The sequence below is a fragment of the Oribacterium sp. P6A1 genome (genome assembly GCF_000702885.1).
In the GTDB taxonomy this organism is placed as follows: Bacteria; Bacillota; Clostridia; order Lachnospirales; family Lachnospiraceae; genus Oribacterium.
Genome location: NZ_JNKO01000013.1, coordinates 65420 through 83689, shown reverse-complemented (window position 1 = coordinate 83689; position 18270 = coordinate 65420). Strand labels below are relative to the sequence as shown.

The 18270-nt window shown below is 44.2% G+C and carries 15 protein-coding genes, 1 tRNA gene and 2 pseudogenes; 1 reads left to right on the top strand and 17 read right to left on the bottom strand.

Features of this window, described 5'->3' with window-relative positions; translation table 11 throughout:
- The 7 genes and pseudogenes from T515_RS10265 to T515_RS10235 all read right to left on the bottom strand — a co-directional run.
- Positions 1-175: pseudogene (locus tag T515_RS10265) on the bottom strand (IS5/IS1182 family transposase); the annotation flags it as partial.
- Positions 176-407: 232 nt separating this feature from the next.
- The gene (locus tag T515_RS10260) at positions 408-872 is read right to left on the bottom strand and encodes a hypothetical protein (protein WP_036610635.1); all 465 of its coding nucleotides are present in this window, start codon (positions 870-872) and stop codon (positions 408-410) included.
- A gap of 31 nt (positions 873-903) precedes the next feature.
- Positions 904-1419: a hypothetical protein gene (locus T515_RS10255; protein WP_036610633.1), complete on the bottom strand. Its 516-nt coding sequence runs from the start codon at positions 1417-1419 to the stop codon at positions 904-906.
- Positions 1420-1846: 427 nt separating this feature from the next.
- On the bottom strand, positions 1847-2236 hold the full coding sequence (locus T515_RS10250) for a hypothetical protein (protein WP_036610631.1): 390 nt from the start codon (positions 2234-2236) through the stop codon (positions 1847-1849).
- Between the two features lie 132 nt (positions 2237-2368).
- Positions 2369-2959: a hypothetical protein gene (locus T515_RS10245; RefSeq protein ID WP_036610628.1), complete on the bottom strand. Its 591-nt coding sequence runs from the start codon at positions 2957-2959 to the stop codon at positions 2369-2371.
- Between the two features lie 165 nt (positions 2960-3124).
- A tRNA-Trp gene (locus T515_RS10240) sits at positions 3125-3195 on the bottom strand.
- A 165-nt stretch (positions 3196-3360) separates the two neighbouring features.
- Positions 3361-3891: a phosphatase PAP2 family protein gene (locus tag T515_RS10235; RefSeq protein ID WP_036610625.1), complete on the bottom strand. Its 531-nt coding sequence runs from the start codon at positions 3889-3891 to the stop codon at positions 3361-3363.
- 34 nt (positions 3892-3925) lie between these two features.
- Here T515_RS10235 and T515_RS17625 point away from each other — a divergent pair, with 34 nt between their 5' ends.
- On the top strand, positions 3926-4090 hold the full coding sequence (locus tag T515_RS17625) for a hypothetical protein (protein WP_197026425.1): 165 nt from the start codon (positions 3926-3928) through the stop codon (positions 4088-4090).
- A gap of 10 nt (positions 4091-4100) precedes the next feature.
- Here T515_RS17625 and radA read toward each other — a convergent pair whose 3' ends face one another.
- The 10 genes and pseudogenes from radA to T515_RS10185 form a co-directional block, all read right to left on the bottom strand.
- Entirely contained in the window at positions 4101-5486 is a 1386-nt protein-coding gene (radA, locus tag T515_RS10230) for a DNA repair protein RadA (protein ID WP_036610623.1), read from the bottom strand.
- A 130-nt stretch (positions 5487-5616) separates the two neighbouring features.
- Complete coding sequence (locus T515_RS10225; protein ID WP_051671637.1) at positions 5617-8241, bottom strand: ATP-dependent Clp protease ATP-binding subunit; 2625 nt, start codon at positions 8239-8241, stop codon at positions 5617-5619.
- A 309-nt stretch (positions 8242-8550) separates the two neighbouring features.
- Positions 8551-10182, bottom strand: coding sequence for a cadherin-like beta sandwich domain-containing protein (locus tag T515_RS10220; RefSeq protein WP_051671636.1), 1632 nt, complete (start codon positions 10180-10182; stop codon positions 8551-8553).
- 37 nt (positions 10183-10219) lie between these two features.
- Positions 10220-12328, bottom strand: coding sequence for an SH3 domain-containing protein (locus tag T515_RS10215; protein ID WP_051671635.1), 2109 nt, complete (start codon positions 12326-12328; stop codon positions 10220-10222).
- A 310-nt stretch (positions 12329-12638) separates the two neighbouring features.
- The gene (locus tag T515_RS10210) at positions 12639-14042 is read right to left on the bottom strand and encodes an oxaloacetate decarboxylase subunit alpha (RefSeq protein ID WP_036610620.1); all 1404 of its coding nucleotides are present in this window, start codon (positions 14040-14042) and stop codon (positions 12639-12641) included.
- A 14-nt stretch (positions 14043-14056) separates the two neighbouring features.
- Positions 14057-15205: a sodium ion-translocating decarboxylase subunit beta gene (locus T515_RS10205; protein ID WP_036610617.1), complete on the bottom strand. Its 1149-nt coding sequence runs from the start codon at positions 15203-15205 to the stop codon at positions 14057-14059.
- Positions 15206-15262: 57 nt separating this feature from the next.
- Positions 15263-15628 carry a biotin/lipoyl-containing protein gene (locus tag T515_RS10200; protein WP_036610615.1) on the bottom strand — a complete coding sequence of 122 codons (366 nt, stop codon included), beginning with the start codon at positions 15626-15628 and terminating at the stop codon, positions 15263-15265.
- Positions 15629-15666: 38 nt separating this feature from the next.
- A complete protein-coding gene (locus tag T515_RS18460; protein ID WP_242839362.1) occupies positions 15667-16038 on the bottom strand; it encodes an acetyl-CoA carboxylase biotin carboxyl carrier protein subunit in 372 nt (123 codons plus the stop codon).
- 57 nt (positions 16039-16095) lie between these two features.
- Positions 16096-16350 (bottom strand): annotated as a pseudogene (locus T515_RS18455) (OadG family protein); the annotation flags it as partial.
- A 464-nt stretch (positions 16351-16814) separates the two neighbouring features.
- On the bottom strand, positions 16815-18173 hold the full coding sequence (locus T515_RS10185; RefSeq protein WP_036610613.1) for a carboxyl transferase domain-containing protein: 1359 nt from the start codon (positions 18171-18173) through the stop codon (positions 16815-16817).
- Between the last annotated feature and the right edge of the window lie 97 nt (positions 18174-18270).

Here is an 18270-nt window from a genome sequence, read left to right as displayed (position 1 = left end):
GCTTTGCCGGCATTCCGCAATCGGATGGAAATAAATCTGCATACACAGCTTCTATTTCATCCCAGGGAATCATAGCAGCTTTTTTAATCCATTTATTCTCTGGATCAAGTTTTAGACCCATGGGCTGATTGAAATCCTGGAGACTAAACTGATGATTTTGATTTTTCTTATACATGGGATTCTCCGTGAAAAGTGCAAGGTTTTTGAGACAATTTAATGTAATTCCTTGCATTAATTATCTCATGTACAGGCAAAAAAGTCAGTAAAATCAAGGCTTTTTGATTGTTGAGCACACACTAAGTAAGATGCGTTTAATTCGTCCGCCTTTTTTATGATTCAAAATCTTTATTTCTTAATATATTCCTATTCCCCGCAATCAAGGGCATGAAGGTCACATTGTACTTTTGTTAGTCTTTTTTAACTGAAATTCTATGCTGATCAAGATAAAGAGTAAACGTGCATTTCTGACCATCAAGTTCAGCAGAGTACTGATAACGCGTATCTTCACCAGTTTTTTTGCCTTCACCAAATTTTTTTAAAAAGTAATTCTCGTACCATGCATTAACAAAATCTTCATCATAAAAAATGAAGGTAAACATATTGACAGACTCTCCAATATTATAAAAAGCCATTCCATCAAAACTCTGCATCTCGATATCGTTAAAGGCGTATGTCTTGCTACCATTTTTTTCATCTTGAAAACCATCGTTCTTTTTGTGCTCAATGGTATTTTCGATATCTTCAATATTCATATCCCACTTGATATCTCTTTGAATATAACCAGAGCAATCGCCTATGTCTGGCTTTCTGCCACAAGCGCAAATAGAAATTGCCATAACTGTTGATAAAATGATTGTTAAAATTCTCTTCATGGTTTTGCTCCCTTAAATAAGCTTGCGTTGTCTAATGTATTTCATATGGGACGCCGCATAAATACAAAATGAGTTCCCTGTTTGAATCTTCTTTTATTTTTTTAGGGATTTGAATCACACCTCTTACTTCATAAATATCATCAGATAAAGGTTTAATTGATCCATTGAAATATCCAATTTCAAGACCTAATGCTTTAACCGTAGCGGTTGCTTCAGAGTCAGAATCAAAATTAGCCCAAGTAGAAACTATGGAATTATTTCTTGTTCGATACATTGAAAAATAATCAGAATCGAATGTATATTCAGAATTGTAGACAACACGTGGAGCAAAATCATATTCTACAGATGTTCTCTGATTTTTCCCAATATATTCAAAATCAAAGGTATAGTACAAAAAAGTATTCTCTGATTCTTTGTTTTGACTGAAGCCATGAATCCCTTCTATAACATATCCATCTTTGTCTACAAACGCTTCATCTGTTGCAGTAAAAAACTCTTCCGCATTTACAAAAGTTGATTGTTTAGCATTGTCGCCATAACAGACCAATATGTTACTGCGAGTTCAACAAATATTATTGATACTGAATAAAAGATGACAAACTATTATCTTTATATTATTTGTAATTATCTATTATATTTAGGGCCGATTTGGTGACATTCTTTTGTCATGTAATCGTTTTGAATCACTCTCATTATCCGGTACTTGTCAGTATATTCTTAGAGAGCACATCATTTTCATACACACTCTAAGGACTCAGAAGCTTCATTTCATCGTTTACAGTGTGAGATGATAAAGTGTTAGGGCAAAGTCAGAACACACTGCTTCGGTCGTTTTATCCTTAGTAGTGTGTATGTGCATGCCAGACCATAAACTTTCCCACCTTGTCAGGTGGGATTTTTCATTGTCAGAGCTTCGGTATCTGCATCCAAGCAATAACATTGAATATCTCAGTACCTCCACAATCTATTTATAACTATTTGTTCTTTATGTCTTGCAATAGATTCACCACTTCTGCGAAACCAAGTAGCAATAGTCCACCTAAACAGCCAAAGATTAAAGATAGAGCAGAATATGCTACATCGACTTCTGTAAGCATCATAAATGATCCAATTACAGATAGACCTATATATACCCAACCGACTGTTTTTAATGCCTTACCTATAGGATTCATGACTGGATGCTCTATTGTTTCAAAGGACTTCTTTAAGAATTCTTTTTCTTCTGCGGTTCTTGTTTCCCATTCATCGGCGGTAATATGTGTTGCGTACATTTGCACTTTACATTCAGGACATTGTAAATAGCTGTTATCATTCTCTGTCGAATTAGTTGATTTACATTTTTTGCAATAATAAAGATATTTCATGATCTCACCTCTATAAAATATTATCAAAAACATTCATTTGTCTTATCGACACGAAAGCCTAAAAGTTTAGTGAGAAAGGCTGAATCTGAAGTAATCTTTTGAATTCTAAAGTGTTTTTTAGATATTGCTACCTTATTTAGGTTCTTTTCTCGGTAGCTTCGGTATCTGCATCCAAGCAATAACATCACTGATGATGACACCATCACAGTCTATTCCATCGTCTTGTATGGATGAAACATACCAAGCAGGCAACTCAGTTCTCATGACAGGATTATCGTTAATCCGGTATTGTGAGAAAAACATATTGAGCATGTTACGTCTCTTCTTAAGTGAACTCTTTGAAAGAGTTGATGCTTCACTGATAAGATATTTCTGGATATGGTCAGAGGTAATGGCATTAACTGGAAACTCTGCCAACATGCTTTTACAGATTTGGTTTATAGTATCGTGATCTGTACGCTTTGTACGTTCATTTCTCCATGAGCGCTCATGATAAAGTGCATACCACTCAGGTAAAGCTTTCTTAAGAGGGGTAGACAAGTCACAGCTGGAATCAACATTATCAATCTTCTGTTTTCTGGCTTCAAGATTCTTCTTCCAGTTCTCTTTAGCTTCTGATTTACTGTTTCGAGAAGTTCCGCGACAAATGAAATTAATGCCTTTATAGGTTTCGTGGGTTTTGAGCGTGAATCGTCCTGAGCTGTCTTTGAAGATTTTGGGCATAATTAAACTCCTTTGAATAATTATGAATTATTCAATCAGAGCTCCAAAATTGGTGACCTCTTTGGTGACCTCCGGTGACCTTTTTTGATAAGAAATTTATCTCTCCGGACAACAAAAAAAGGATTTCCGATTCCTCGGAAATCCTTGATTCTGCTCTTTTGCGAGCAGGGGTTGAGGGATTCGAACCCCCATGAGCGGTTTTGGAGACCGATATCTTACCATTGGATGAAACCCCTGTGTGTCGCTCGTTTCAAGCGACTCGTATAATATACCGATTATTTTTACTTTCGTCAAGAACTTTTTTGATTTTTCTCTTTCCTTTTTTGTTCCCGTGAAGTGTAAAGTTAAATTCCACAGTACTATACCCTAAGACTTTGAAGCTATCCGGAGATAAAACTTCATCACGTCTCCGGTGTCTTCGCGGCAGGCGGGTTGTTGAATCGATTACTTAGTTTCACTGCTGCGACACCTAAAATGATTCCCATGATTGTTCCAAAAAGAACATCCGTCGGAAAATGCATGAAAAGATACAGTCTGCTGAAAGCTATAATACCCGCTAAAATGAAAGCTGCTATTCCGGCCTTTCTGTAATTCATAAAAATAACTGTTGCTGCTCCAAATGCCCATGCTGAATGGGTGGAAGGAAATGATGAACTTGTGGGTCTTGCAATCAGTAATGCAAAAGTCTGGTCTATCTGACAGGGACGGGGTCGGCTGAACAGATTCTTAAATATAAGCTGGCCGAAAAGTAATACGCCGAAATACAAAAGCAAAAGGGCTATACCTGTTTTTCTTGTTTTTTTATAAACAGCCAGTAATATGCCGGCGATCAGGAAAAGTTGTCCGTATGACCCTACGATACTTGTTAAAGTAAGAAAAAAACTGTCTAAAAAGGCTGTGCGTGTTATTGAATATAAGATAGAAAATTCCATTCCTGCCCTCCATTGGAAAGTGACATAAAGTATCATGGAAGTGTCAAAAGTCGATATCGGACCCTTCACGATTTGCAGTCACCGTTATGTTGTATCTATTCAGGCAAAGGGAAGACTTATGACACTTATATCATACTATTATTTCGGCGTAATAACCGGCAACATAACTTATGCTGCCGGAACTTATGCACAGGTCTGACAATTTCTGATTATTTCTTCATGATCTGAAGGGCTTCGCGAATGTTTCTGACGGGAACCAGCTGGACATCCTTAAGGTTTCGGTCATTGAACTTCTTGGCGTGATATGCGGGAAGAACGATTTTGTTAAAACCGAGTCTGACGGCCTCTTCTATCCTCTGCTCGGCGTTGGATACCGCGCGTACCTCTCCGGAGAGACCTACCTCACCGAATATCATGATATCGTCACTTATTTCGATATTCATGTAGGATGAAATAAGTGACATTATGATGGCGAGATCCATGGAAGGCTCAGCGATGCGAAGACCGCCTGTGATATTGACATAGGCATCGTACTTTCCGATTTCAAGATTCAGGCGACGTTCAATAATGGCGATAAGCATATTCAGTCGGTTGTAGTCGATACCGTTTGTGGTACGTCTCGGAAGGTTAAAGGCACTCTGTACAACAAGGCCCTGAATCTCCATAAGAAGGGGTCTGGTGCCCTCCATACCGCAGGAAACAACCGAACCTGAGGCACCTACAGGACGTCCGGAAAGCAGAAGCTCCGAAGGATTCAGCACTTCATGAAGACCGTCACCATCCATTTCGAAAACAGCGATTTCATTGGTGGAACCGAATCTGTTCTTCTGACCATGCATGATACGGAGACTGCCGCTGCTCTCACCCTCGAAGTAAAGGACAACGTCCACCATGTGCTCGAGAATCTTCGGGCCGGCAACATTACCATCCTTCGTCACATGACCGACTATGAAGATGGCTATGCCGTTTTCCTTTGCGAGACGAAGGAGCTGTGCGGAGGATTCACGGACCTGGCTCACGGAACCGGGAGCTGCGGTGACAGTATCCGTGTACATGGTCTGTATGGAGTCGATAACCACAAATTGAGGCTGCTCCTCACGGATAGTCTCGACTATGTTTTCTATGTTTGTCTCAGTCATGAATTTAAGGTCGCCGCTAATGTTTACGATCCTTTCAGCTCTCATTTTTATCTGCTTTAGACTTTCCTCTCCGGAAACATAAAGGACCTTCTTTTTAGCATCTGCCGCGAGATTTCTTGATACTTCAAGAAGCAGGGTTGACTTACCTATACCGGGGTCGCCGCCTAAAAGTACCAGGGATCCAACCACTATTCCGCCCCCCAGAACCCTGTCCAGCTCCTTGAAACCGGTAGGAAGACGGTCTTCCTTTTGAAGAGCAATCTCGTCTATACGGACGGGCTTTTGTCTTGCGGGACGGAGTCCTGTTGATTTTGAAAATGCTTTAGTCCCGGAGGTGCTTGCAACGGGCTCCTCAACGAAACTGTTCCAGGCTCTGCAGCCCGGGCACTGTCCCAGCCACTTGGCTGATTCATATCCACACTCTTTGCAGAAAAATTTTGATGTTGCCTTTGCCATTAGGTGCTCCTTTAGCTGACAATTATGAAAACCAGAATTCAGGTCCTATGAAATGACCGGAATTCTGGTTCATTGAATTGGCGTTTTTATTATTTATCCCGCTTCCCGAAAAAGCAGGATGCCGTATTTTTTACTCTGCATCGGATGAAGCTTTATCCTCTTCCTTAACAGGCTCAGCAGTCTTCTTTCTTCCTGAAGAAGTTTTCCTTCCTGCAGCAGTTGTTTTCTTTGCAGCAGTTTTTGCAGTTGAAGATTTCTTCTCAGAAGCCTTCTTTTCCGAAGATTTAGCTGCAGTCCCTTCAGGCTTACTCTTATCGGTAAATTTCAGAACATTACCTTCCTTATCAACAGTGATCTTTACGGTTGAATTTTCAGGAATCTTACCGTCCAGTATCTCCTCTGCAAGTTTATCCTCAACCTCAGTCTGAATGGTACGGCGGAGAGGTCTTGCACCGAACTTAGGGTTAAAGCCCTTCTCGATGATCCACTCCCTGGACTTAGCATCAAGACTTATACGGATATTCATCTGAGTGCTTGCACGGTTAATAACATCTCTCATCATGATGTCAAGGATGTCCTTCATATTGTCCCTTGTGATCTGATGGAATACGATGATCTCATCGATACGGTTAAGGAACTCCGGCTTGAATATGCGGTGTACCTCATCCATGACCCTGCTCTGCATGAACTGATAGTCTTTCTCGGCAGAACCGTCACCGGTGTCAAAACCGAGACGCTTAGGGCTCACTATCTGCTCGGCGCCGGCATTGGAAGTCATGATGATGATAGTATTCTTGAAGGAAACCTTACGGCCCTGTGCATCTGTGATGTGACCGTCATCAAGTACCTGAAGAAGTATGTTCAGTACATCAGGATGAGCCTTCTCGATCTCGTCGAAAAGAATAACGGAGTATGGGTTTCGGCGTACCTTTTCACTGAGCTGTCCGCCCTCGTCGTATCCCACATATCCTGGCGGCGAACCGATCATTTTGGAGACACTGTACTTCTCCATGTACTCTGACATATCAACGCGGATAAGGTTATTCTCTGAACCGAACATGGCCTCAGCCAGTGCCTTTGAAAGTTCTGTCTTACCTACACCTGTAGGGCCCAGGAACATGAAAGAACCGATAGGACGTTTAGGATCCTTAAGACCGACTCTTCCTCTCTTTATGGCCTTGGAAACTGCTGAAACAGCCTCTGCCTGACCTACGACCCTCTTATGAAGTGTATCCTCAAGGCGCATAAGCTTCTCTGTTTCGCCCTCTGTGAGCTTCTGTACAGGAATCTTGGTCCACTCGGACACAACGTGAGCTATATCTGTTTCTGTGACATGAAGTATATTCTCTTCCTTATCCTTCTGCCACTTTTCGAATTCTTTGTCGAGCTTCTGCTTCTTCTGCTCCTGCTTCTTTTTAATCTCTGAAGCGCCCTCGAAATCTTCCTTACGGATGCACTGCTCCTTATCGGCTTCCAAAGCCTCTATCTGTGCACGGAGATTCTTTATGGACTGTGGTTCACCTGATGAAGTGATGCGGATTTTTGAAGCCGCTTCATCCACAAGGTCTATGGCCTTGTCCGGAAGGTACCTGTCGTTAATGTAACGCACGGACAGTGATACAGCGGCCTTGAGAGCCTCATCATCGATAATAACATGATGGTGTTCCTCATACTTTGGTGCTACGCCCTTCAGTATGTCGTAGGTTTCATCCTCTGAGGGCTCGTCCACGGTTACGGGCTGGAAACGACGCTCAAGAGCAGCATCCTTTTCAATATGTTTTCTGTATTCATCAAGAGTTGTGGCACCGATGATCTGCAGCTCGCCTCTTGCCAGTGCAGGCTTCAGGATGTTTGCTGCGTCCAATGCTCCTTCCGCGCCTCCTGCACCGATGATGGTGTGTATCTCATCGATAAAAAGAAGGACATTTCCGTCATTTCTTGCTTCGGCAATGACTCTCTTTATACGCTCCTCAAATTCTCCGCGATATTTGGAACCTGCTACCATGCCGGAGATATCCAGAGTAACGAGACGCTTGCTCTGAATGGTCTCAGGTACGTCACCTGAGAATATACGCTCGGCAAGTCCCTCTACAACAGCAGTTTTACCTACACCCGGCTCACCTATGAGGCAAGGGTTGTTCTTGGTACGTCTGGAGAGGATCTGGATGACTCTCATGATTTCAGCTTCACGTCCGATGACAGGATCCAGTTTACCGTTTGCAGCCATCTCGGTCAGATCTCTTGAATACTGGTCAAGAGTCGGTGTATCAGTCTGCTTTGCAGGCTGGGACTGACGGGAAGAACGTTCATCTACGACGATGTCATCTCCGATAACCGCCATGATCTGCTGGTACATGCGCTGTGCATTTCCTCCAAGGGTAGCGATGATTCTTGAAGCTACGCAGCTTGTATCTTTAAGCAGAGAGATAAGTATGTGCTCTGTACCCACAAGTCTGGAGCCGGAGCGCATAGCCTCCTGCATGGAATTTTCCATGATCTTCTTGGCTGAAGGTGTGTAACCTGCACGGTCAGTGATGGCAACACTGTTATCAGCTGAGATGAATTTGGCAATCATCTCCTTGATTTTTTCGTCGTCGATGCCGTTTGACTGTAATACCTTGGCAGCCACTGCTGTACCTTCTCTTCGAAGACCCAGCAGAATATGTTCAGTTCCTATGTAATTGTGCCCGAGTTCCTCTGCAGCTTCTATGGCGAGCTGAAGAGAACGCTGAGCCTGAATAGTAAATTGATTCATGCTTTACCACCTTTCATAAAAGATATTCTAGGACATTTGTAGGATTTAATCAATGAATGTTCACTGTATACGACATCAAATTTAATTCAAATTTTTTTGCAGTGGAACAATACGGGAGGACAAAGTACGATGTGTAAGATAAAGTCTTTTGAACATTGCATCATCATTATATGAAAACGGCAGATACCCGCTGTGGGACATCTGCCGTTAATTGCGTCAATATTTCGGTTTCGTATATGGGCTTCCGGGAACATTCCGGTAACCGGCAATAAATCAAAAGCCGCAACCCCGGGGATATACTTTCCGGATTTATAAATCCTCTATATCGAGACCATTGCTTTCTGCAGTATCTTCCTCAGCAGAAACTGTTTCATCAGCTGCCTGGACATTGGAACTTGCAAACCTGTTAAGTGAGCTTGCTGTCTTCCATTCATTGTTTAAATCGAAAGCCTTTGTAGCTCCGAGATCCTCATCAGCTGTTGTTACGTCTGAATCATCACTGTCCAGATCCTCCAGATCGAGGCCTGTTTCCTGAGCTATCCTTTTCTCGGCAAGAGAAGAATCATCCTTATTCTGAACACTCTTCTTTGTGATGACTCTTGTCATCTCAAGCTCCGGATTTACAAGATCTTCTGTATTCAGATTATCTTTTCTCATAAGTGTATCAAGAGCAATTGTCTCATCAAGCTTTTCTGATGGAGATGCTTCCGGAACACCGGACTTAGGGTCCTGAGAATCTGAACGACGCAGCAGATCTGTGTGTGAAGATCCTCTTCTCTGTGTAAGAAGGACAATGACAAAAATGAAGAGTAAAAGTACCAGACCGCCAAGTACGCAGGCAAGGACGAACATGCTGTTGTACTGTCCTACGAGTTTGTCATATCTCTCAACAACTTCAGGATACTTCTCTGCATTCTTCTTTGTATCTACTTCGACAGGGTCTTCGAAATATCTCTGGATAGTCTTTTCTGAAAGGTCATAGCGGTAGAAATTGAGCTCACCCGCATCATTCATACCGTAAACTATGCAGTACTGATGCTCTGTATCTTCCTTCCATACCCATCCCTTAACCTGATGTCCGTCGATGTCGATGGTGCTTTCTGCGAATCCTGCAGGAATTTCAACATCTGTACCCGGGTTCATGATGGTGATGGTCTTTTCCTTTGAGCTCAGCTTAACGCCTTCATTTACAGTCTGTGTATTGGCTGCCTGAGCGTCACCTGCACTGGGACCTCCCTCCTGCTTGTTTACCTTTATGGTATATTGAGCCTGAGTCATGCCGTCAGCTGCTGTTACTGTAACTGAAACAGTATTCTCACCCATATTAAGGTTTTCGTTGCCGCTTACAGAAGTAGATGCACCGCTGTCCTCAGTTGAAGCATTGATGGCGAGGGTATTTACATCTGTGCCGACGATGACTGAATATTCGGTTACAGTACTTGAGAACTCAGGAGTCAGAGTTCCGGGAGAAACCAACAGGCTTGATAACAGAGCGTTGTTGGATGATGTTGAACTTGAAGATACCGTAACTGTAGATGAACCCTGATGTGTGACTTCAGCGATGGCTTCATCTGTGTCGTATACTTCGTAGTTTGCCAGCTTAATGGCAGCGCTGCCTGATGACAATGTGTTGAACTTCAGATTGTACTCCAGCGTTCCTGTACCGGCACCGTTTGTGGCACCCTTGACACGAATGGTGCCGGCGCCGCCTTCTGCATCTGTTCCGCTTACGAACTGAAGCAGATTTGTGTCGTATCCCAGAGTAATGTCAGATCTTGAAAGGGTTCCGTCTGTACTTGAAACCTTCATGGTGACATTTACTTCAGAACCAACTGTTACAGATGGATCCGAAAAGGAAATTGAAGCTGTAGCAGCCAGTGCCTGTAAGGACAAAAGAGCTGAAAGTGCAGCAGTCGCTATAAAATATTTAAAATGAATCATGAAAACCTCTTTTTTATGTTTTGTGTTTCGCTTTATTTTACAATGGACCGACGCCAACTTCAACTACATTAGATGCTAATGCTTCAGAAGATGCCGTAGCTGCAGTTTCCTGGCTTACACCTGTGTTGTCAGTATAAGCTTCGACCTGTACCGTAACTCCCTGGAAAGGATCGTATACAGATGCAGCAGTCTGTGATGTACCCAGCATACCGCCGACAGCCTTGTTGATGGTTATGGTGTATGTTCTCTGATCTCCGTTTTCCGCTGTTACGACGAGCGGGATGATGGTGGATGCTTCTGTCAATGCTATGGTTCCTGCACCTGAAATGGATGCACCGGAATGAATTGCTGCGGCAGAAACATTAACGAAAGACACAGAAGGGTCAACGATAAGGGTGTAGGATTCTGTATCCATATTAAAGCCGGGTGTAAGAGCGAATCCGTCAACGGAAAGAGCTGCCAGCTTGTTGTTTGGATTTCCGTCCTTTGTAGGCATGACACATGCTGTTTCCGGCATGTTGTTATATACGGGAATAAAGAACTCTATGGCATCGTTTCTCATGGTCTGGTTGTAGGCCTTGCCGAGCTTCTTGCCCTCTTCCGCGGCTCCCTGAGTGTTGGTCATGTACTGGTGCTTGAACATGTTTGAGCCCTGAACATTGAACTTCTTTAAATAGAGAGTGTTCTGTCCTGCATCTACATAGTTCTGAGCATAGAAAAGAGCTCCTCCTATGATGGCACGCTCTATGGAATTCCATGGTCTGTTGTAGCTGCCGTTCTGTGAAGCATACCAGAGACCTCTTTCAACGGCAGTCATACCTCCTGATGCATAAGCACCTACATTGAAGAAGTTATAGTATCCTGTTGCACCTGAAATGGAACCGCTGGTTCCGTTTGTGCCCTGCTCCTGAATGATCATTGAAGCCAGTACATAGGGGTTGACCTGTGAAATCTGAGCAGCTTCCATGATGATATCCGAATAGGTGACAGTCATGGTGCCTGATCCCTGTGCAAGTGCCTGAAGAGTGGCTGCGTCGCTTGTGGCTGCGGCAGAACCGTCTGTTGCTGCGCTGACGGATGCATCACCAACGGTTGGACCTATGACTGCTGCTGAGGAATCGCTTACTGTGCCGGTGGCATCTACTATATAGGTAGAATCTGCTGAAGTAACGGCTGAAGTGTCAGCAGTTCCTGTGGAAGAAACGAAAGCGGATACTGAGTTTGAGGTATCGGCTGCTGATGGCGCCTCATAGGCTATCACCACCTCATCTGAACTCATGCCTGAGTTCACGAGATCAGAAATGGAATCTGCCACAGTAGGACCTGTTAATTCTGTTGCTGCGGAAGTTGTATCAGTTGCTGCGGCAACACCTGAATTTGCATACATCTGCTGAAGTGCAGACTGATAGAGGGCACTTGATGAATCAACGTTCACATTACCTGCAAGGAAAGTTCCCTGAACCATGGATTTCAATCCTTCAAGAGTCTGTTTATTTGGATCGTATTTGTGGGCAGTGAACTGGAAGATATAGTCTTCATCAAGGAAATTTCTCGGATCCATATAGTATTCCAGGATTCCCTGAGATGCAGCTACCCATGTGGCTCCGTCGAAACCGGGCCAGGATGATGTTGTCCAGTCAAACTTTCCGGGATCAGTGGATTTCCATGAGGATCTGACATTTTTTTCTATGAGACTGTTGGTTCCCTGGAGCTCGGCCTGAATTACTGCTGACCAGTCAAGTCCGGTCTGCTCTGCAGTGAAGACCCAGTTCGGATACTGGGAATGAAGCTGTCTTAATGCCGGTTTATAGCTTTCCGGAAAGCCCTGCTGGGAAAGATAGCTTTCAAAATTTACATCGGAAGAATAGCTTGTCTGATATCTGATGAAATCAGAACGTACATATCCGCTTCCTCCGGAAAAGGAAATATGATACCAGACTTTACCGTCACTTCCTGTGGTCTGATCCATTACTGTGACCTGAGCATTGTTTCCTAAAGCAGTGACTATGGAACTGTCTGTCCCTGCTCCGGAGCGTACATTTACGTTGCTTCCGGCTATTACTGCCATGGATTCTGCATAAGCTACAGATGCACTGTTAAGGAATGAAGCTGCCGGTGCTGAAATAAAGATGCTGATTGCCGACAACAACGCTCCTGTTTTATAAAGTTTCCGTTCTAGGTTTGATTTTTTCATAATTTTATATTCCGGACAGAATCATCCCTGTGAAGTATATACACAGAGCAGTTTGAACATATCCGGAAATCTCCCTTGTATATTCTGTGAACTGATTTCAAAAGTAAGTAGTATTTTACTACTTTTACAATATAAAATCAGCTATTATAACCGTCAACGAAAATTCTAATTATTCAGATAACCGACAAAGATTCGTAATAATCAAATTAAAGAGGGTGCCGGAAATACGGCACCCTCTTTAAAAAGGATAAATCAGTCTCTATTATACTGGATACGCCTTGTTTGCTTTGTCAGCTGCAGTTGCTGCTACACCTGACTCCTGAGCATTGCGGTACTCAAAGAAATCCTTTGCTACTGCAGGGAAGAGTGCGTATGAAAGAACATCTTCCTTTGTAGGATTCTTAACGTACTGCTTTGTCTCCTCAGTGAACTTCTCCATCTGAGGCTCGATATGGTCTGCAGGACGGTCTGTCATCTGAGCAGCACCCTTAAGGATCTTGGCAACTACTTCAGGATCCATAGGCTTAACTGTACGTCCGAACTCACCTGCAACGAGCTTACGTGACTCGTTAGGAACCATCTTGTATCTCTCACCCATAAGAACGTTCATAACAGCCTGTGTACCAACGATCTGTGAAGAAGGTGTAACGAGAGGCGGCTCACCAAAGTCCTTACGAACTCTTGGAACTTCCTCGAGAACCTCTGTAAGCTGATCGTCCTTGCCAGCCTGGTGAAGCTGGGAAATAAGGTTACTGAGCATACCGCCAGGTACCTGATATCTGAGGGTGTTGACATTAACACCGAGAACCTTTGTTGAAAGAAGACCTGACTTCAGGCACTCCTCACGATATGGCTCGAAGTAGTTGGATACATCGATAAGCTTATTAACATCAAGACCTGTATCATACTCTGTCCCCTCAAGAGCCTTAACCATAACATCTGTTGAAGGCTGTGATGTTCCAAGTGCGAAAGGTGTTGATGCTGTATCGATGATGTCAGCACCTGCCTCGACACACTTGAGGTAAGTCATGGAAGCCATACCTGATGTGTAGTGTGTATGGATTTCGATAGGAAGCTTTGTTCCTCTCTTGAGAGCCTTAACGAGGTCATAACCTGCCTGAGGAAGAAGGAGACCTGCCATGTCCTTTATGCAGAGTGAATCTGCACCGAGGCTCTCTACATCGTTAGCGAGCTTCTCCCAGTAATCAAGAGTATAAGCATCACCAAGTGTGTAGCAAAGTGCGATCTGAGCGTGTCCGCCCTCTCTCTTTGTAGCCTTTACTGCTGTCTCAAGGTTACGGATATCATTGAGACAGTCGAAAATACGGATAACGTCGATACCGTTTGCAATTGATCTCTCTACAAAGTTATCAACAACGTCATCGGCATAGTGATTGTAACCGAGGATGTTCTGACCTCTGAAGAGCATCTGAAGCTTTGTGTTCTTCATGTGACGCTTGATCATTCTCAGTCTCTCCCAAGGATCTTCCTTGAGGAAACGGAGACATGAGTCAAATGTAGCTCCGCCCCAGCACTCAACTGCGTTATAACCAACCTGATCCATCTTATCAAGGATCGGCTCCATTTCTGAACTCGGCATACGAGTTGCGATTAATGACTGATGCGCATCACGCAGTACAGTCTCTGTAATTTTTACCTTAGCCATTTTATCTCCTCTACTTACTTAACACCGTAAACTGCCATGAATGTACCGGCTGCAACGGCAGTACCGATAACTCCGGCAACGTTAGGACCCATAGCCTGCATGAGCAGGAAGTTGGTCGGATCAGTTTCGGCAGCAACCTTCTGTGAAACTCTGGCAGCCATAGGAACGGCTGATACACCGGCTGAACCGATCAGAGGGTTGATCTTCTTTCCTGAAAGAACGTACATGAGCTTTCCGATAACAACACCGGCTGCAGTACCGAATGCAAATGCGATAAGACCGAGGGCAACGATCTTTAATGTATCAACATTGAGGAATGCCTCTGCAGATGTTGCACCACCAACGGATGTTCCGAGCATGATAACAACGATGTACATCATTGCATTGGAAGCTGTCTCTGTGAGCTGCTTAACAACACCGCACTCCTTGAAGAGATTACCGAGCATGAGCATACCAACAAGCGGAGCTGTTGTAGGAAGAAGTACGCAGACAACTACTGTAACAACTATAGGGAAGAGGATTCTCTCCAGCTTTGATACAGGACGAAGTGTCGGCATCTTTACCTTACGCTCTTCTTCTGTTGTAAGAGCCTTCATGATAGGAGGCTGAATGATAGGAACCAGTGACATGTAGGAGTAAGCTGCTACAGCGATTGGTCCGAGAAGAGATGTCTGTCCGAGCTTATTGCAAAGGAAGATGGAAGTAGGACCGTCAGCACCGCCGATGATGGAGATGGCTGCGGCTGCAGCTCCATTGAATCCCATGAAGATAGCCATGAAATAAGCTGAGTAAATACCGAACTGAGCAGCGGCACCGAGCAGGAATGTGATCGGGTTCGCGATCAGCGGTGAGAAATCAGTCTGGGCACCTACACCCATGAAGATAAGTGAAGGAAGAATCGACCACTCATCAAGATGGAAGAAGTACCAAAGAAGTCCGCCTGTTCCACTAATTGATTTCTCCGGCTCAAGCATGATGTCCGGATAGATATTAACAAGCAGCATACCGAAAGCGATAGGAACCAGAAGAAGCGGCTCAAATCCCTTGGCGATAGCAAGATAAAGGAAAACAAATGCGACGAAGATCATCAGGATGTTTCCCCATGTCATGCTTACGAAAGCTGTCTGCTGGAGCAGGTTTGAAAATGTTTGTAATGCGTTCATATTTTAATAACCTCCACAGCAAATCAAATCAACTAAATGCAATTACTTAACTTATGATCAGTTAAGAGTTGCAAGAGTTGCACCTGATTCTACTGCCTCACCAACTGAAACGTTGATGGAAGCTACAGTACCATCCTGAGGAGCAACGATCTCGTTCTCCATCTTCATGGCCTCAAGTACAAGGATACAATCGCCTGACTTAACTGCATCGCCAACATTCTTCTTTACAGCAAGGATCTTACCAGGCATAGGAGCCTCAACCTTTACTGAACCCTGTGAGCCTGATGCTGCAGGTGCAGGAGCTGCTGCAGGTGCCGGTGCTGCTGCTGGAGCTGCAGCCTTAGGAGCAGCTGCTGCGTTTCCACCCTCTTCTACTGTTACGTCATAAGCGACGCCATTAACTGTGATAGTATATTTCTTCATATTAATTACCTCTCAATTTGGAAAGGGCCATGCCCGTGTTAATTTAAAGTTGCAAGTGTTGAACCTGACTCTACTGCCTCACCAACTGAAACGTTGATGGAAGCTACAGTACCATCCTGAGGAGCAACGATCTCGTTCTCCATCTTCATGGCCTCAAGTACAAGGATACAATCACCTGACTTAACTGCGTCGCCTACGTTCTTCTTTACAGCAAGGATCTTGCCAGGCATAGGAGCATCAACCTTGATTGAACCCTGAGCGCCTGTTGCCTTAGGAGCCGGAGCTGCTGCAGGAGCAACTGCTGCAGGTGCAACTGATGTAACAACAGGAGCTGAAGCAGCTGCTGTTTCTACAGGTGCAGCTGAAAAGCTGCGGCTTCTAAGCGGACGAACACAAAGACCATTGTTCAGTGTAGGTCCCGGTACGAAACCATCTGCGCTTACAGTACCCTCTGTATCTGCCTCGTATGCTGCGATAGCTGCTGCAATTACGGCCTGAATTGTGTCATCGCTTGCGACAGGTGCGGCCTTTGGAGCAGGAGCTGCTGCAGGAGCAGGTGCAGCCTTAGGAGCTGCCTGGGCAGCCTTTTTGTCTTTGCTCTCTTTCATCTTCTTCTCAAATACGCTGATGTACTTGAAAAGTGAAATGATCCATGCGATAAAGATGAGAACTGCAAATACTGTGCCCATACCAACAAGAAGGTTTCCTGCGGCATCACCCATAAGCTCAGGTGTTGAGTATATAGGCTCGAAGGTCATCTCTGTTGTTGAACCTGACATCTCATTGATGCCGAGTGTAAGCTTAAGTGCTCTCTTTTCGAATGTTGAATTGATTACGATCTGATAGCCCTCTTCTGTTTTGGAAGCTTCTGCATTATCAACACTGACAAAGGCTCCGAGACGATCGAGATCGTTCTTGTAGTTTGTAAGACCATTGTATGTAATGGCATCCTTTATCTTGTATGCATAATCGATCTGTTCCTGAATTGTTTCCTCAGAAAGAGAATAGATGCTGTTTTCTGCATACTGCATTGCCTGCTGCTCAAGCTGACTCTTGACTGTCGGATCCAAAGGTTCAACAGTCTCCTTGTTTGTGCTTCCGCAAGCCGCAAGTGTGATAACGGAAAATACAAGAGCTAAACAGAGAGCAGCTTTTCTAAACCACTGTTTCATTCTGTCTCCTCTCATTAAACGGTTCCGTTCTTCTTGTCCGGTCTGTATACGCTCTTCCATCCAAGCATCTGAAGAGAAGCAGCGATTCTCTGTCTTGTCTCCTCAGGAGCGATGATCTCGTCTACATAGCCTCTCTTAGCTGCTGCAAGGGCAGTGTTCTGCTCTGCAAAGGTCTTTGCAGCTTCAGCGTCACCGTCACAAACAAGCTTTGCAGCCTGCTCTGCGTCCATAACACCGATCTTTGAATTGTTGTATGCGTAAACGATATCTGCGCCGAGAGCCTTGGCACCGAATGTAAGACCGGCTGTACCAAGTGCATTCTTAACAACTGTGATAACAGGTACATCTGCATTGCTGTATGCATAAGCAAGTCTTGCAGCCATAGTAGGCATATGCTTCTCTGTGCACTCACAGTTGCAGTATGCTGTTACGTCTACGATTGATACTACAGGAAGGTCGAAAGCATTGGCAAAAGAAACAAGTCTTGCAGCCTTATCAGCACCCTTCCATGTAAGCTTCTGGCTCTTGTTTGCAACGATGGCAACAGTCTCGCCGCCGATCTGTGCAAAGCCTGTGATAACATCACTTGAATATCCCTTCTTTGTCTCAAGGAAGATACCGTTGTCAGCGAGCTGCTTAACAGCTTCTCCTGCATCAAGTGTGTCGAAAGAAAGAACTGCACGGTTGAGGTCATCTGTGTTCTCCTCAAGTACTCCGCCGTCCTCGTTATTTCCTGGTAATACAGCAACTAACTTACGAATCTGAGCAAAAATCTCATCTTCTGTGCCATCGAAATCCACAAGCCCGAACTCCTCGCGCTTTGCAGCCTTTGCGATCTCGTCATCCTTGTTTCCAATTACGGCATCAGGAGCATTTACGTATGCCTTTGCAGATGTGTTCTCCATGAGAACATAATCAGAAAGACCTGCAAGAACGGTAAGACCGCCGCCGCAGTTTCCGAAAATAGCTGTGATCTGAGGAATCTGGCCGCTTGCAAGTGTCTGCTTCTTGTAGATACGTCCGAGACCAAACAGAGAGTCGTTAGCCTCCTCAAGTCTTACGCCTGAGCAATCCACAAGTGCGATAACAGGAGCCTGATTCTTCATCGCCATTGAGTAAATGTTGGCAATTTTTCTGGCATGCATCTCTCCGATTGAACCGCCGAGAACTGCAGAATCCTGTGCGTAAACATACACAAGGTTTCCGTCGATAGTTCCGTAGCCGGTTACAACACCATCGGATGGTGCTTTCTTTTCAGCAAGGTTGAAATCTGTGGATCTTGCTTCTACAAGACGTCCGATCTCAACAAAGCTGAACTCATCGAGCAATGACTGAATTCTTGTCATAGCTGATGATGTTGACTGATTATCCATTTTTTATCCTCCATTTCATATATAAACAAGGGGTATTTTTACCCCGGTTTATGTCGAATATATTGTATACGAAAGATATACATTATTCAACATGAAT

What these genes read in the sequence shown, in the direction of transcription:
- T515_RS10185 (WP_036610613.1), bottom strand. Translation starts at nt 18,173, where the DNA reads ATGGATAATCAGTCAACATCATCAGCTATGACAAGAATTCAGTCATTG.
- T515_RS17625 (WP_197026425.1), top strand. Translation starts at nt 3,926, where the DNA reads ATGGAAGTGTCAAAAGTCGATATCGGACCCTTCACGATTTGCAGTCAC.
- T515_RS10260 (WP_036610635.1), bottom strand. Translation starts at nt 872, where the DNA reads ATGAAGAGAATTTTAACAATCATTTTATCAACAGTTATGGCAATTTCT.
- T515_RS10220 (WP_051671636.1), bottom strand. Translation starts at nt 10,182, where the DNA reads ATGATTCATTTTAAATATTTTATAGCGACTGCTGCACTTTCAGCTCTT.
- T515_RS10205 (WP_036610617.1), bottom strand. Translation starts at nt 15,205, where the DNA reads ATGAACGCATTACAAACATTTTCAAACCTGCTCCAGCAGACAGCTTTC.
- T515_RS10235 (WP_036610625.1), bottom strand. Translation starts at nt 3,891, where the DNA reads ATGGAATTTTCTATCTTATATTCAATAACACGCACAGCCTTTTTAGAC.
- T515_RS10210 (WP_036610620.1), bottom strand. Translation starts at nt 14,042, where the DNA reads ATGGCTAAGGTAAAAATTACAGAGACTGTACTGCGTGATGCGCATCAG.
- T515_RS10250 (WP_036610631.1), bottom strand. Translation starts at nt 2,236, where the DNA reads ATGAAATATCTTTATTATTGCAAAAAATGTAAATCAACTAATTCGACA.
- radA (WP_036610623.1), bottom strand. Translation starts at nt 5,486, where the DNA reads ATGGCAAAGGCAACATCAAAATTTTTCTGCAAAGAGTGTGGATATGAA.
- T515_RS10200 (WP_036610615.1), bottom strand. Translation starts at nt 15,628, where the DNA reads ATGAAGAAATATACTATCACAGTTAATGGCGTCGCTTATGACGTAACA.
- T515_RS10245 (WP_036610628.1), bottom strand. Translation starts at nt 2,959, where the DNA reads ATGCCCAAAATCTTCAAAGACAGCTCAGGACGATTCACGCTCAAAACC.
- T515_RS10225 (WP_051671637.1), bottom strand. Translation starts at nt 8,241, where the DNA reads ATGAATCAATTTACTATTCAGGCTCAGCGTTCTCTTCAGCTCGCCATA.